This is a genomic window from Nitrospira sp. M1, from assembly GCF_965152605.1.
Genome location: NZ_OZ224217.1, coordinates 1,544,815 through 1,559,549 on the forward strand (window position 1 = coordinate 1,544,815; position 14,735 = coordinate 1,559,549).

Genomic DNA, 14,735 nt, shown 5'->3' on the forward strand with positions numbered 1-14,735 from the left:
AGTGCGACGAGATGAGGATGAACGGCAACAGGCATGCATAAGACGAATGGCTATCGCCTGAAGTCATCCCTGAGAAACACGTCACGTCGGCTCAGGCATGCCAACCCCTTTTGCCATTTAAATGATGCGACGGTGCGGGGATCGATGAAGCGAATTGGGAAACTGTTGTGGAGTGTCACGATCATCATGTCAATTCTTGGCTTTGCTCAACCTGGCAGGCCAATCAGTGAGCGAGAGCAACTCTTGATTGATGCGGTTGACCAACGTGACCTTGCCTCGGTCAAGCAATTATTGAAGCATGGAGCGGATGTAGAAAGTCGAGATACTCGAGGACGCACGGCATTATTGATTGCGGTTGGCATAAACTCCGTTGAGATTGCTCGTCTCTTGATAGAAGCCGGTGCAAATGTGAATGCGCAAGATCATCAGATGGATAGTCCATTATTATTAGCTGGTGCTGAAGGTAGGCTTGAGATACTACCGTTCATCTTAGAAGCGAACCCCGATTTTACGCTATATAATCGTTTTGGGGGGACCGCGTTGATTCCTGGATGTGAACGAGGTCATCTCGAAGTTGTGAAAGTGTTACTGAAGACTGATATTGATGTCGATCATGTAAATAATTTAGGATGGATAGCGCTCTTGGAGGCGATCGTGTTGAGCAATGGGAGACCACGTCATCAACAGATCATTCAATTGTTCGTCAAGGCTGGAGCTGATATCCAGATTGCTGACGAAGAGGGGATTTCTCCGTTGCTTCATGCCAGGCGAAAGGGGTTTCGTGAAATCGTTACCATTCTAGAGTCAGCAGATGCACACGGTCCATGAACGACGAGTATGGAGAGGAGCGGCAGAAATCCATAAAATTTTCAGTAAGGAGGAGCAGATGAACGGAGCTGAGTGTCAACGTCCCACCGTATACTCGTCCTGTATGAACATTCTACTCATGACCTGTTGCGTGATTGGTCTCGTGACAGCACAGAGTTCGGCAGAGGAATTGCCTCGTGAGAGTGTGCTGCCGCTTTCCTTGGCGACAAAGGCGGCCCATGCGGCAGTCGACAAATGCTTAGCCGATGGGTATCGGGTCAGTGCGACGGTGGTCGATCGAGGAGGAAATATCCGTGCGGTGTTGCGACAGGACGGAGCCGGGCCGCATACGTTAGAAAGTAGCCGAAAGAAGGCCTACTCTTCAGCGAGTTTGAAACAGCCTACGGAAAAGTTAGCTGGCCTGGTTGCCAAGATGCCAGTACTTCACGGTCTCCAGCACATGAATGAGCATATACTTCTCCTTGCCGGTGGTCTTCCCATTGAATTGGGAGACGAGGTGGTGGGAGGCATTGGAGTGGGTGGTGCCCCTGGTGGGCATCTTGATGTTGCCTGTGCGCAAGCTGGTTTGAGGAGTATTGGCGCGGCTTCAAAGAGTGGAGCGCAAAAATCAGAACACTAAGCCGGCGTATCCGCCAGCCATGCCATCACGCCTAAGGCACGACTCATCTCCTCACTGTTCCGATGAGTCGTAGCTGGGTCGTACCCGGTAACCGCACCGAATCCCACTCCCAACTGTTTGTGATGCCCTCTTTCTCACAAAATTGTATCCACGCATTCTCCCTAGTGATTATAGCCGTTTTACATAACTTTCATTGGTTGAAACGTTGTGCCGCGTTGGGCTATAGCGAACCCAAATAACTTCCAGCCGAATGTACATCATGTACACAGCGCAACAACACACGTCGTACAGACGGAAGTATATGGGAACGGCTATAGGGTATCTCTAAAAACCGTCCCTTTCCGCGATTGCGGCGTCAGCCACGTGCTCAAATCCTCATGTCTTGGCTACCTACGATCAAAATACAAGAGCTCACTTCCCTCACACAATGGAGGGTTTATCAGTGTCGTGAGGGTTGTCCCACTATTGTAGCCAAGGCTCAGGGCAGTGGCCTTGGGCACGATGGGTCAGAGGGCAGACGGGACTGCCCTCTTTCCTTTGTTGGGATGGATTCTCCTTTCCGCGAGAACGATCACAGGCGCGCAAGTTTCGCGCGCGACTTCCTTGCACTCACGAAAAAATTCTGGTTTTAGAGGTGCCCTATAGTTGTATTTTCCTGTTTGGAGCGTATTGGGAATTCGCTATAATTGTGAGTGACGCACGGATCTTGCTTTAGAGCCTCATTCCTATCGTGAATGAGTAGATTTCAAGTCCTCAGAAGTCTACAATGAATGCCGTATGTCGTCTAGGAATTGCCAGGTTATACTTTTCAGGTCAGTACGAGTCTTTATTCAACGTCCATTTATTCACCCTGTCTTTCAGAGGAACACTATCATGATGAATGTATCTTCATTGCTCGCCACACTCATTCTGCTTGCGAATTTTATGTGTGTTGACGTAGGGAACGTATTGGCTCAATCGCCGACTGGAGCGTCGGCGACCCCAAAAGCCATTGAAGGTTATGACGAAGATAAAGTCAAAGACGATCCGGTTTGTGATTCAAGTCGGCGTCCTGTGATTGAAACTGTTGAACCTGATGAGGTTAAGCCAGGTGACAAGATTGTTGTGACGGGTGATTTCGGCAAGACTAAAGAATGTGTCCATCATGTCACCATTGGGGCACAGGAAGGAAAGCAGATGACGTATGTCGATGCGAAACGTCTGGAAGTGACCGTTCCAAATTCCGCAAGACAAGGCATGACTTTTTTAAATGTGCAAACAGGTGGCGGGACGGCACGGGCCGCCATCTTAGTGCAAAGCAAATAAGACGCCGATTACAATACGCGAACATTTCTCGTCTGTCTTCTGGTCGTGACCTCATACGACAAGGACTCTCCCCCTCAACGTTCGTGAGGACGTGAATGTCACAGTTGTTTTCACGTTACACGGTACGTGTCCTCGTGCGTTCACTCTTCACAATAATCAATCATCATGGTATCGTTCGGCGTTGCTTTACTATTTTTGTCTAAAGAAAGGAAGTGTATGCCTACTCAAAGAAACGTCAAACGCACTGTGAAGACCGTTGCGAACGCAGCTGACAAGGCCAAACGTACAGCGAGCAAAAAGACCGCATCTGCCGTCCGGCAGGCCAAAAAGAAGGTTATCAATAAGACAGAAAAAGCTTCTCAGACGCTCTCTGATGCCAAGAAGAAAGCAACCCGTGCTATCAAGACAACCAAGAAGGGCGTGGCAAAGAAGACCAAAGGTGCTTCTCGAACAGTCACTACTGCGAAGAAGAAGGCCAGTACGCTGAAGCAAGCCGGGAAAAAGAAGGCTGCTGTTGGCGTCAAAACTGTGAAAAAGAAAACCCGGGTGGTGAAGGGGAAAGCTCAGAAAGTGGCAAAGAAAACTGGTGAAGCTGTTGGGAAAGTCGTGGGGAAAGCTTGGGGCACGGCAGAACGGGTGGCCAGCAAGGCGGTGAAGGCAGGGAAACGACTTATTGAATGAGTTTGATGGCTCTGAACGATTTTTGTGTTATGGCTTGTGTCTTCCCCAAACTTCTGTAAGATGTAAGTGTGGGTAGGCACTACCCACAAAATGTATTCTCCAGGTACCTGCACTGGATGCTTTCGCTATACCACGGGTAGATTGCCGTATTGTGATACGTGTTGCCATCATTGCCTGCTTGCCATCATTTTGAGGATGAACGATTAATGTCGCACACGAATCCTCCCCCTCCATCACATCAACAGGACGACTCTGTTGAAAGACCTCTCGGTACTGAAGAGTTTTCTGATCATGTTGAATTTAATATGCAAGATGATAACGCAGCCGTCTATTCTCAGGCTGGTCAAGGTCAGACACGACCTCCAACGCTCTTTGTCATCTTTGGTGCACAAGGGGATCTGACCAAACGAAAACTCATTCCTGCGTTGTATAACCTTGCCGCGAGTCATCATTTACCGCAAGAATTTGCCATTCTTGGAGTCGATGGCGTTTCGATGAACACTGAAGACTTTCGCGTCAAAATTCGTCGAGATATTCAAGAGCTTTCTACTCAACCGATAGAATCAACGATCAAAGAATGGTTGCTCGACCGTTTGTATTATCTGTCTGGCGACTTTCGCGACCCACAGACCTACGGGCATCTGCAGAAGATGATTTCCGAGTTAAATGCTCAATATGGTACGAGTGGAAACTATCTGTATTATATGGCGACTTCTCCTTCATTCTTTGGCGAAATCGTCCAAAACCTCGGAGCCAAGGGTCTCGTGACTCAAGAGAAAAACCAGGCTCGCCGCATTGTCATTGAAAAGCCCTTTGGCCATGACTTGTCGTCTGCGCAGGCCTTAAATTCCACATTGCGCAGTGTGTTAGATGAAAAACAGATTTACCGTATCGATCATTATTTAGGAAAAGAAACTGTTCAAAATATTTTGGTGTTTCGATTTGCCAATGGTATTTTCGAACCTATCTGGAATCGGCAATATATCGATCATGTGCAAATAACGGTTGCGGAAACCTTAGGCGTTGAGCATCGGGGGTCCTACTATGATAAGGCCGGTGCGTTACGCGATATGGTTCCCAACCATTTGTTGCAGATTTTGGCTTTTGTGGCCATGGAACCACCGAATGCGTTTGATCCTGAAGCCGTGCGCAATGAAAAGGCCAAACTGCTTCGCGCGATTCAGCCAATGAATCCAATGGAAGTCTTGCAGTCGACCGTGGCTGGACAGTACGGGGCCGGCATTTCTCACGGCACGCAGGTGCTTCCGTATCGATCTGAAGTCAATGTATCGTCAACGTCCTTGAGAGAAACCTATACGGCGATGACCTTGTCGATTGAGAGTTGGCGATGGGAAGGCGTACCATTCTACTTACGAACAGGGAAACGACTCAAGCAACGAGTAACCGAAGTGGTTATTCAGTTTAAGTCAGCCCCACTCATGCTCTTTCGAAAGACCCCGGTGGATCGATTAACTCCGAATGTTCTCGTCATTCGTATACAACCCGACGAGGGTATTTCGTTAAGTTTCGGGGCAAAAATTCCTGGTCCCCAGGTCCAGGTTGGGAGCGTAAATATGGACTTTCAATATGCCGACTACTTTGGCGACGCACCAAGTACCGGGTATGAAACCTTGCTTCACGATGTGATGGCTGGAGATGCGACGCTCTTTCAACGAAGTGATAATGTCGAATTGGGATGGAGTGTCGTCGACCCGATTCTCAAGGTGTGGGATAGTCTTGGTACCCATGCTATCCATCCCTATCCTGCTGGAACGTGGGGGCCACCTGATGCTGACGCCTTGTTAGCGAAAGATGGCCGGATGTGGAGAAATTATGAATGATTTTACCGCACGATCTGTCTCAACCGTCTCGGCTATATCACGTAATGAGAACTTCAAGAATCGTTCATTCTGTCTAGAGTCATAATGAATCGAGGGCGTATGAAGCCTGGATGTGAGAGCGCTATCGTTGGTATGTCCTGTTGGTGTTGGTTGGTTCTGTGAATTCAGGTGTCTTCAGCCCGGTTCTGCACCACTGAACAAGGCAATGTCAGCGTGAATGTTGCCCCGTGACTTTCCCCTTCGCTTGAGGCATACAGTGATCCTCCACAGTTTTTTGCCGCGATGGCACTGCTGTGTAGTCCGATGCCATTCCCGTGCATTTTGGTCGTAAACCCTTGAGCAAATATGCGAGTGAGATGTTCTGGGTGAATGCCGATCCCGGTGTCAGTCACCTGAATTTGTACAAACCCTTTCTGTTCAGGACATGGTGTGAGGCGTAATGTCAGGCGATGTTGCGTTCGTTCGTGAGCGATCATGGCATGCTTGGCGTTGCGTATCAGATTGACAAGAATCTGTAGCACTTGATGTTTGTCAAGCACCACTTGTGGTAGTTCAGCATAGTCTTGAATAATCTCAATGTGGTGTTCTTCCAGTTCTCCCCCGCTGATCATTAAGGCCTGTTCTAACAAGGCAGCAAGCCGAACGGGTTCCTGCACTCCCCCTGGTTTTGCGATGGTTTGTTGGGCATCGATAATCTGCATGACGTGATCGACTTTTGAAACCAGAGATTCCACTTCCGAGATGGTGTGTTGGACGCGAGCAGATAAGTCTTTGCCAAGTTCTTGAAGATATTGTGGAATCAGTTTGCCTTTTGGGTCCTTCGTGAAAAACGTGTCAAGATGACCGTGGTGGGTTTGTAGCATGTCGGCCACGAGACTAATTCCTTCGATATGTGACTGTCGCAATGATTGGGAGATGAGCCCGGCCGATACATTGATGCTCGTGAGGACGTTGCCGACATTATGGAGAACATTAATTGCGATGTCTGCCATGCCTAACTGGCGAGAGGTTTCGAGGAGTTGCGTATGGAGTTCTTCCCGTTCGACTTCCGCCTTTTTCCGTTCTCTGGCGTGACGGATCACTCGTTCGAGCAGCGGCGGGTCAATGTGTCCTTTCACGACATAATCTGACGCTCCGAGTTGTACGGCTTGGAAATCAATATGTCGATCGGTGGTTCCGGTCATCATGATAATAGGCGTTTTACATCCATACTGCATCGCATCATGTAATAACTCAAGCCCGGTTCGAGCGCCAAGGCAGTAGTCAAGCAGGCAGACATGATGACGATTTTGCAGGATCGAGGAATGTCCTTCTTCGTACGATGAGACCCAATCAATTGTAAACTCGACGCCTCGTATATTCGAAAGAAGGGAATGCGCAATGATGGCGTCATCCTCTTCGTCTTCGATCAGCAGGAGATGAATGCGTTCAGTTGAAAATCGTGCGTCGAGAGCTGTTGTCATGGTACGGTTGTCTTATGTACAAGGGGCACATGTTTCATTGTCTCATCCATTCACAGATACACTCATGTTCGGATGCTCTAACGCGGCTCTAACGGTGGCAAGTAATTCTTCGAAGTCAAATGGTTTCTCAAAAAACGCTACTGCCCCGAGAGCAAGTGCGCGTTCATGGTAGCTTGCTTCTTTGCTGGCAGTGAGAAAAATAATCGGGATATGAGAGGTTTTCGTCGAGGATTTGATGCGCTCAGCAACGGTGAGTCCATTTCCTCCCGGCATGGTAATGTCAAGAAGAATGAGGTCTGGAGGTTGTTCCATGGCCTTTTGGATGGCCATGATCGCATCGTAGGCGGTAAGGACGTGATAGCCCTTGGCATTCAATCGAACGCTCAGAGCTTTCACGATACGTTCATCGTCTTCGACCACCAAAATGTTCTTTTCCATAATACTCTCTCTTTCTCTCTTCTTCTAGGATTTGAGTTGAGGGGATTTTAGAAGGGTAAAGAAAAATATACTTCCCGCTCCGGGTGAACTGTGAACAGACAAGGTTCCGCCATGAAGTTTCGCCAGTTCTTGAGAAATAAACAGGCCGAGGCCCAAGCCGGCCACGGATGGTGAGGCATCATTTCGAATTTGATAGAGACGATCAAAAATGTGCTCAAGCTGGTCTTTACCAATTCCAGGGCCTGTATCAGACACGGCAATCTTCACTCTGGTCTCATCTTCGACAACATCAGACACCTCGACTCGTATTTCTCCGTCTTTGGGGGTGTATTTCAACGCATTGCCAAGAAGATTATTCAAAATCTGACGAACGCGATGTTGATCCATGATGACCTGAGGAAGGTCCGGAGGCAGCGAGTCGTTGAGGGAAATGCCTTTGTGTTGTGCCGTTGGCACGAGAGACGTGACCACTTGATGAATGAGAGGCTCCAGTGAATGGGGTTGTAGATCGACACTCAGTTTTCCGGTTTCCAGTCGCGTGATATCAAAAAGATCATTAATGTTTTGTCGTAATGAGTCACAACACCCATCAACAATTTCTAAATATTCTTGTTGATCTGGCGTGAGTGGACCCGCGAGGCCTTCAAGTATGATTTCGACGAATTCAGAGGCTGCGGTGAGAGGGGTTTTCAGTTCATGAGCAAGCACATGATAAAACCGTTGAATTTCTTCGTTTTTCCTTAGTAAATTGGCATTAGCCTGTTGAAGTTGACGGTGATGCTCGTCGAGAGTTTTTTGCAACTTGGTTTTTTCGACAGCATGGCCAATGGCACGTTCCAGATTTTCGGAGGACATGGACCCTTTGGGAATATAGTCGTATGCGCCCGACCGCATTGCTTCAAGCACAACGGATTCATTTCCATGCCCGGTTAATAAAATCACAGGCGCTTGAAAGCCTCGACCTTGAATTTCATGTAACAGGTCAATGCCGGTGTATGCGCCGAGGTGATAGTCAATCAGATCAATGTCATGCGTATCTTCTTTGATCATCATCAATCCACGTTCATACGAGTCGGCCCAGTCAATGTCGAAGTGTGTGGTCGCAACATCGCCAAGGAGTGTTTGGATGATGATGGCATCATCTTCATTATCGTCCACGAGTAGCACCTTGAGTGAGTTGGTCGCGCGGGTTGTTGTTGACCTCATCGACATAGCCTTTTTCCTAGACGCATTCGTCTCTCCGTCTGTGAGTGATTGCTCGGGATCATGGCGATCGTCACCATGAAGAATGAGCAAGAGAACGGAGTGATCATGAAAGACCTATTCCGATAGGAGAGGAGCAAAAGCGGAGAGGAGGTTGTGCGTAAGCGGCAACCGGGCGTACCTCTGAGTGAAGTCGACTTCACTGGGTCCCTTGGCTTTGCGTCCCATCCTCACGAATGGTTTGCTCTTGTCACTATACCTCCTGTTATCGGTCTACCTGGAAGAAGCTTTAGGTGAAGTATGGACTTCTCAACCGTAGGTACTGTGAATGTGGAAAGAGCCCGTAAGCGCTTCTGAGAGGAACCATGTTGTCTTATCGAGTTCATGCTCCATGTGTTGCATTGTTGTCGTGTAGATCGCTTTACTTCAACGCTGAATCAACGCACTGGAATTGCCCTATTAAGACAGGGTGTTGATAGGCCGAATAAGGACATACATAATATATGAAGAAGGTGACCATATGCTCTCGGCTCAATTGCCCGACAACGAATCTCAGCGCCTGGCTGCGCTCGATCGGTATCACGTGCTCGATACGATGCCAGAGGAATCGTTGGATGATCTGACAAGACTTGCGGCCTATATTTGTCAAACACCCATTGCCCTTATCAGTTTGATCGATGAACATCGCCAATGGTTTAAATCGAAAGTTGGGATTTCGGCCACTCACACTCCTCGAGATATCGCCTTTTGTGCACACGCGATTCACGAATCTGGAATTTTTGAAGTACCCGATGCTTTGCACGATGTCCGGTTTGCCGATAATCCGCTGGTCACGATGGATCCGAACGTCCGGTTCTATGCAGGCTCGACCCTAGAAACGTCTGACGGGTTGGCGCTCGGCACACTCTGTGTCATTGATCAGACTCCACGTTCACTTACGCGAGTGCAACGAGAGGCATTGACCATTCTCTCCCGACAAGTGATGACGCAACTCGAATTACGAGTACGACTTGCGCAGGAACGCCAGTACAAAGACTATTTTGAACATCTCCTGAACATTATCCCAAACGGGATGATCATGAGTGATGGCGATGGCACGATCCTCTTAGCCAATACTCACATTATTAAGCAGTTTGGCTATGGAGAAGGGGAATTGATTGGCCAAAAAATTGAAATCCTTCTTCCTGATCGCTTCCGGCATCGTCATCCTCAGTTGCGAACCGCGTTTTTGGCATCTCCTGTCTCACGGACCATAGGGAATGGGTGCGAGCTCTATGGGCGGCGAAAAGACGGCTCTGAATTTCTTGTCGATGTTGGGCTGACTCCACTTACCACATCGGACGGGGTGCGCGTGTTAGCGTCTGTCATGGATAGAACTGCGCAGAAGAAGGCGGAGGACGCCTTGAGTCAAAGTGAGTCATTGAACGCCCTTATTCTGCAATCTGCGGGAGAAGGGATCTATGGGCTTGATGCTCAAGGCAATACGACCTTTGTGAATCCGGCAGGGGCAGCTATGTTGGGCTACACGTCCGAGGAATTACTTGGCGTCCCGATGCATCCCACGATGCATCATACGAAAGTGGATGGATCACCGTACCCTCGTGAAGAATGTCCAATGTATGCCGCCTTCAAAGATGGTGTGATCCATCATGTCGATCACGACGTCCTGTGGCGGAAAGATGGGAGCAGTTTTCCTGTTGAATATACGAGTACGCCTATTCGTGATGATCGCGGACAGCTTATCGGGGCTGTGGTGACCTTTCGAGATATTACGGAGCGTCAACGCATTCAAGAGCAACTTCGTCTTGTCATCGAAGCGGTTCCGAGTGGGCTGATCATGATCAATGGAGAAGGAGCCATTGTCTTAGCCAATCAAGTCCTTGAATCGTTATTTGGATATGAGCGTGGTGAGTTGTTGGGGCAGGCCATTGAGTTGCTGGTTCCGGAACGATTTCGTGACGTGCATCCAGAGCATCGCGCCAGAGCATTTGCCCATCCTGAGCCTCGAATTCTTGGGGGGACTCGTGATCTCTTTGGGCGACGAAAAGACGGGTCGGAATTTCTGGTGGAAGTCGGTCTGAGTCCAGTTCCGACTGCGACGGAGCCCTTGATGCTTGCTTCAGTTGTGGACGTGACAGCTCGTAAAAAAGAAGAATCCACCTTGTATCAATACATGGATGATTTGCATCGCTCCAATCAGGAATTGGATGACTTTGCGTATATCACATCCCATGATCTCAAGGAACCGTTACGTGGAATTTATAATTACTCCACGATTCTCATGGAAGACTATGGTCATCAATTGGATGAAGAGGCCCGGTCTCGCTGTGAAACCCTTCTTCGTTTATCGAAACGGATGGAAGACCTCATTAATTCGTTGCTCTATTACTCTCGAGTCGGCCGTACGGAGCTGGCGATTGGTCCGACTGATACACAGAGGATTCTTGAGGAAATTATTGAGTCCTTGGATATCCGGTTAACGGAATGCGGTGTCGACATTCGCATCCCGAGATCGTTGCCCACAGTCACCTGTGATCATGTGCGAATCGGTGAAGTCTTCCGCAATTTGATCACCAATGGGATGAAATACAACGATAAACATGAGAAGTGGATAGAAATCGGCTACATCACTGCTGATGAATTCCAACGAGAAGCCTCATCCGAGAAGCATATTTGTCTCGAATCTTCCAATACGATACGAGATTCTGACGACGAAATACATTTCGTACGCAATGAACCGTTGGTCTTTTACGTGCGCGACAATGGGATCGGGATCAAGGAGAAGCATGTGTCGAGTATCTTTCGTATTTTTAAACGTCTGCATGGTCGTGAGCAGTTTGGGGGCGGGACTGGAGCCGGGTTAACCATCACGAAGAAGCTTGTCGAGCGTCATGGTGGAAAAATTTGGGTGGAGTCGACGTATGGAGAGGGGACAACATTTTTCTTTACCTTGCAAAGGAGTGTGCTCGATGGTGGCCACGCCGCAACAGCCTATTCTCATCGTTGAAGATAGTCCAGAGGATTACGAGATGACGGTGCGGAGCTTGCGCGCTGCCGGACTGATCAATCCCATCATACACCATGTAGATGGAGATGATGCTGTGGAGTTTCTCCATCAGTGCACACGGGATCATGCGCAAGCTGGCGTCCAGCTTCCAGGCATGATTTTTCTGGATCTCAATTTACCGGGCACCGATGGGCGTGAGGTCTTAACCGAAATCAAACATGACGAGTACTTAAAGTTGATTCCAGTTATTGTCCTCACGACGTCTATCGATGATCGAGATGTGCAAGCCTGTTATGCCTTAGGGGCAAACAGTTATATTACAAAACCCTTAGACTTTGAAGGATTTATGCGGGCGATGACACGATTGAAGGATTATTGGTTTGAAGTCGTGGTCATGCCGAATCTGGAGAAACCCGTATGAAAACATCTGTGTTGATTATTGATGATTGCCAGGAAGACCGAGACGTGCTTCGTCGATATTTGAGTAAGAGCGTACAGCAACGTTTCCGTATCATCGAATCGGATTCGAGTGCCGAAGGATGGGAGCTCTGTCAACGCGAACAACCTGACTGTATTTTGATCGATTATCAAATACCTGATGCCGATGGACTTGAGTTTATTTCTTTACTCAATCAAAGAGAGGATACTCAACGTATTCCGGTGTTGATGTTGACGGGGCAGGGCGATGAAACGGTAGCGTCCGAGGCTTTGAAAAGTGGAGCTGCAGATTATCTGGTAAAAGGAAAACTCACGGCAGAGGGAATAGTCCGTGCGGTGACGCGGGCTATTGAAAAAGCTGAACTGATTCGTAAGACCGAGCAGCAGCATGATGAAATTGAGCGATCACAGCATGAGCTCGAGCAGTTTACTCATCGTGCATCGCATGACTTGCAGGCTCCGGTGAGAAGGATCATTACATTTTTGGAACTGCTTCAAAAAGATTCGAACGATCACTTGAGCGAACGGTCTCAGGATTACATTGCCCGTTCCCTCAAAAGCGCCTACCATATGCGTCGATTAATTAAGGCGTTACTTGATTATTCGCTCTTAGGTGGTGCATCGAAACCCTTTGTGCAGGCGAACCTCAATCATATTGTTCAAGAAGCATTGACTCAACTCGAACAACCAATACAGGAAACGCAGGCTACGATTACGATAGAGCCATTACCAACGATGATGGGCAATGAACTCTTTCTTCAGCAATTATTTCAAAACCTTATTGGAAATGCCTTGAAGTTTCGGAGCGTACCTCCTCCGAATATCCATGTTTCTGTGCAGGATATGGACACGATGTGGCAGTTAACGGTGAGTGATAATGGCGTTGGCATTCCCACTGATGCTTCACAGAAGATCTTTGAAGTCTTTCAACGGTTAGACAATGGTGTGAAAACCGACGGCATGGGCATTGGACTGGCCTTATGCAAAAAAGTCGTTGAGATGCATGGCGGTTCTATTTGGGTTGACTCGGTTGAACAGGTCGGGAGCCGGTTCATGTTCACATTTCCAAAAGATAGCGCTCTTCAATCAGATGTTTCAGGCTGCTCCTCCAGTGAAAGCATTTCTTTGGTTTCGCGTTAATCGTGGGCTTTCCAGGTTTCAATCCTTCATGTTGTCTTGTGATGCTTGTCGGTGCAGGAGACTCTGAATCATGGAGATCGATGATTACGACTTCAAGTAGATTCTAGAGGTGTGTAGTGCACGAACGCACAATAGTTTGCTACCTTCCTGTATACATACCCAACGCTCGAATGATAATCATATGATCTCACTCAAGAAAGCGCGTCGAATGTATTTTTATCTTCCTGCTTCGATGGTTTTTCGAACCTTGGCAATCAAGTCGTCAATTTGATAGGGCTTTTGAAGGAAATCATACCGGCCGGTTCCTTGAAATCGTGTTGCGGCTTCATCCTCGTTATACCCACTCGAGAGAATAAACGGCACCTCGTGGCTGAGTTTGCGAATTTCTTTAAAAAGTTGTGCACCATTCATTCGGGGCATGGAAAGGTCGAGCAGCACGAGGGTGATTTCGTGATGGTATCGCGTGTAGATCTCAAGCCCAGCCTCGCCATCGCCGGCGGTCAACACGGTTAAGCCCATTTCCTCAAGAATGAGTTGAGACGCAAGCCGAACATCTTCTTCGTCATCGACGACAAGTGCCGTACCTTTGCCTTTCCAGCAAAGGTCGGGGGTATTCGGTTTCATCTGGCCTGATTGTGTCGAGACGAGCGACGGAAACATCAGGCGAAAATGTGTCCCTTCTCCAGTACGGCTGGTCACGGCGACGGCTCCGTTCAAGGCTCGGACAATACCGAGTAACGCGGCTAGGCCAAGCCCTCGTCCTGTGAATTTTGTTGAAAAAAACGGATCGAAAATTTTTGGAATAGTCTCTGAATCCATGCCCGAACCGGTGTCACGCACGTCGATGTAGATCCCGTGAGATGAGGGTAAATCTCCAGTGACGTACCAGCCCTTGCTCTGGTTGGCTTGCATGTTTACGGTCCCCGTAGAGATCGTAATGACCCCACTCTTGTCTCCAAGAGCTTCTGAGGCGTTGGTCAGGACGCTGATGATGAGTTGTCGTAACTGCGAAGGGTCCGCCTCGATCAGTGGCACCTCTGCAGCTAGATCATATTCCAGTGTTGCCTGTTTTGAGACGGAGAGCCGAAGTAGGTGCGCCATGCCTTGAATAAGTTGTGTGACATTGATTGTTTGGATAATCGGTTTTCCCTTGCCGGCATAGGTGAGCATTTGGTTGGCAAGCTCGCCGCCACGAAGTCCCGACACTTTTATGTGCTCCAGGTGTGTACTGGCCGGGGAGTCCGGACCAACGATTCGAAGTGCAAGACCGGTCCTTGCGACGATCGCCATCAATAAATTATTGAAGTCGTGCGCAATGCCGCCGGCGAGGACTCCAAGGCTTTCCAGCTTTTGAGCGTACTGCATTTGCGTGGAAAGACGTTCTCGTTCTTTTTCGGCTTTTCGGCGTTCAGTGAGATCACGGAGGCATCCGAGGTAGCTGGTTTTGCCTTCCCAGTTGACACTCACGATACGTACTTCAACTGGAATGTGCGAACCCTGTGCGCGTACAAGGTCAATTTCTGTTGTTTGCCCAACGACGATGGGAAATTCGATGGCTGTTCCGATGAGTTCTTTCGCTGAACGTTGAAATAATTGACAGGCAGCCGGGTTGACGTAACGAATGTTTCGGTCGTGCGTGATGATGACCATTCCGTCGATGTTGTGTTCGACGAGGGCACGAAACTCTTGTTCGCTTGCCTGTTGAGGTAGTGAAGAGTCGGTCATGTGTCGTGACTCTGGTTTGAAGGAGTGAACTGGAAGTGCGCAAGCCC

At 48.6% G+C, this 14,735-nt stretch carries 12 protein-coding genes and 1 riboswitch; of the genes, 8 read left to right on the forward strand and 4 right to left on the reverse strand.

Going from position 1 to position 14,735, the window contains the following annotated elements; translation table 11 throughout:
• The first annotated feature begins 33 nt into the window (after positions 1-33).
• The 5 genes from ACWHX8_RS07305 to zwf all read left to right on the forward strand — a co-directional run bounded on the left by ACWHX8_RS07305 (position 34) and on the right by zwf (position 5,274).
• Positions 34-828 carry an ankyrin repeat domain-containing protein gene (locus ACWHX8_RS07305; RefSeq protein WP_447971296.1) on the forward strand — a complete coding sequence of 265 codons (795 nt, stop codon included), beginning with the start codon at positions 34-36 and terminating at the stop codon, positions 826-828.
• 58 nt (positions 829-886) lie between these two features.
• Positions 887-1,447 (forward strand): GlcG/HbpS family heme-binding protein, encoded by a 561-nt coding sequence (locus ACWHX8_RS07310; protein WP_447971297.1) that lies wholly within the window; start codon positions 887-889, stop codon positions 1,445-1,447.
• 873 nt (positions 1,448-2,320) lie between these two features.
• A complete protein-coding gene (locus tag ACWHX8_RS07315) occupies positions 2,321-2,752 on the forward strand; it encodes a hypothetical protein (protein WP_447971298.1) in 432 nt (143 codons plus the stop codon).
• 216 nt (positions 2,753-2,968) lie between these two features.
• Positions 2,969-3,433: a hypothetical protein gene (locus tag ACWHX8_RS07320; protein WP_447971299.1), complete on the forward strand. Its 465-nt coding sequence runs from the start codon at positions 2,969-2,971 to the stop codon at positions 3,431-3,433.
• Positions 3,434-3,738: 305 nt separating this feature from the next.
• Positions 3,739-5,274: a glucose-6-phosphate dehydrogenase gene (zwf, locus tag ACWHX8_RS07325; protein ID WP_447971882.1), complete on the forward strand. Its 1,536-nt coding sequence runs from the start codon at positions 3,739-3,741 to the stop codon at positions 5,272-5,274.
• Between the two features lie 164 nt (positions 5,275-5,438).
• Here zwf and ACWHX8_RS07330 read toward each other — a convergent pair whose 3' ends face one another.
• From ACWHX8_RS07330 to ACWHX8_RS07340, 3 genes are read right to left on the reverse strand one after another with little or no spacing between them, the layout of a single operon-like run.
• Positions 5,439-6,737: an ATP-binding protein gene (locus ACWHX8_RS07330; protein WP_447971300.1), complete on the reverse strand. Its 1,299-nt coding sequence runs from the start codon at positions 6,735-6,737 to the stop codon at positions 5,439-5,441.
• A 42-nt stretch (positions 6,738-6,779) separates the two neighbouring features.
• Entirely contained in the window at positions 6,780-7,175 is a 396-nt protein-coding gene (locus ACWHX8_RS07335; RefSeq protein WP_447971301.1) for a response regulator transcription factor, read from the reverse strand.
• Positions 7,176-7,199: 24 nt separating this feature from the next.
• Complete coding sequence (locus ACWHX8_RS07340) at positions 7,200-8,387, reverse strand: ATP-binding protein (protein WP_447971302.1); 1,188 nt, start codon at positions 8,385-8,387, stop codon at positions 7,200-7,202.
• Between the two features lie 154 nt (positions 8,388-8,541).
• Positions 8,542-8,634: riboswitch (cyclic di-GMP riboswitch) on the reverse strand.
• A gap of 264 nt (positions 8,635-8,898) precedes the next feature.
• Between ACWHX8_RS07340 and ACWHX8_RS07345 the strand changes: the two genes are divergently transcribed.
• From ACWHX8_RS07345 to ACWHX8_RS07355, 3 genes are read left to right on the forward strand one after another with little or no spacing between them, the layout of a single operon-like run.
• Positions 8,899-11,385, forward strand: a complete 2,487-nt coding sequence (locus ACWHX8_RS07345) for a PAS domain S-box protein (RefSeq protein ID WP_447971303.1) — start codon at positions 8,899-8,901, stop codon at positions 11,383-11,385.
• Entirely contained in the window at positions 11,348-11,806 is a 459-nt protein-coding gene (locus ACWHX8_RS07350; RefSeq protein WP_447971304.1) for a response regulator, read from the forward strand. The genes ACWHX8_RS07345 and ACWHX8_RS07350 overlap by 38 nt, the downstream gene beginning before the upstream one ends.
• Positions 11,803-12,963 carry a sensor histidine kinase gene (locus ACWHX8_RS07355; RefSeq protein WP_447971305.1) on the forward strand — a complete coding sequence of 387 codons (1,161 nt, stop codon included), beginning with the start codon at positions 11,803-11,805 and terminating at the stop codon, positions 12,961-12,963. The genes ACWHX8_RS07350 and ACWHX8_RS07355 overlap by 4 nt, the downstream gene beginning before the upstream one ends.
• 216 nt (positions 12,964-13,179) lie before the next feature.
• Here the strand turns inward: ACWHX8_RS07355 and ACWHX8_RS07360 are convergent, their stop codons facing one another.
• On the reverse strand, positions 13,180-14,688 hold the full coding sequence (locus ACWHX8_RS07360) for a hybrid sensor histidine kinase/response regulator (protein WP_447971306.1): 1,509 nt from the start codon (positions 14,686-14,688) through the stop codon (positions 13,180-13,182).
• Between the last annotated feature and the right edge of the window lie 47 nt (positions 14,689-14,735).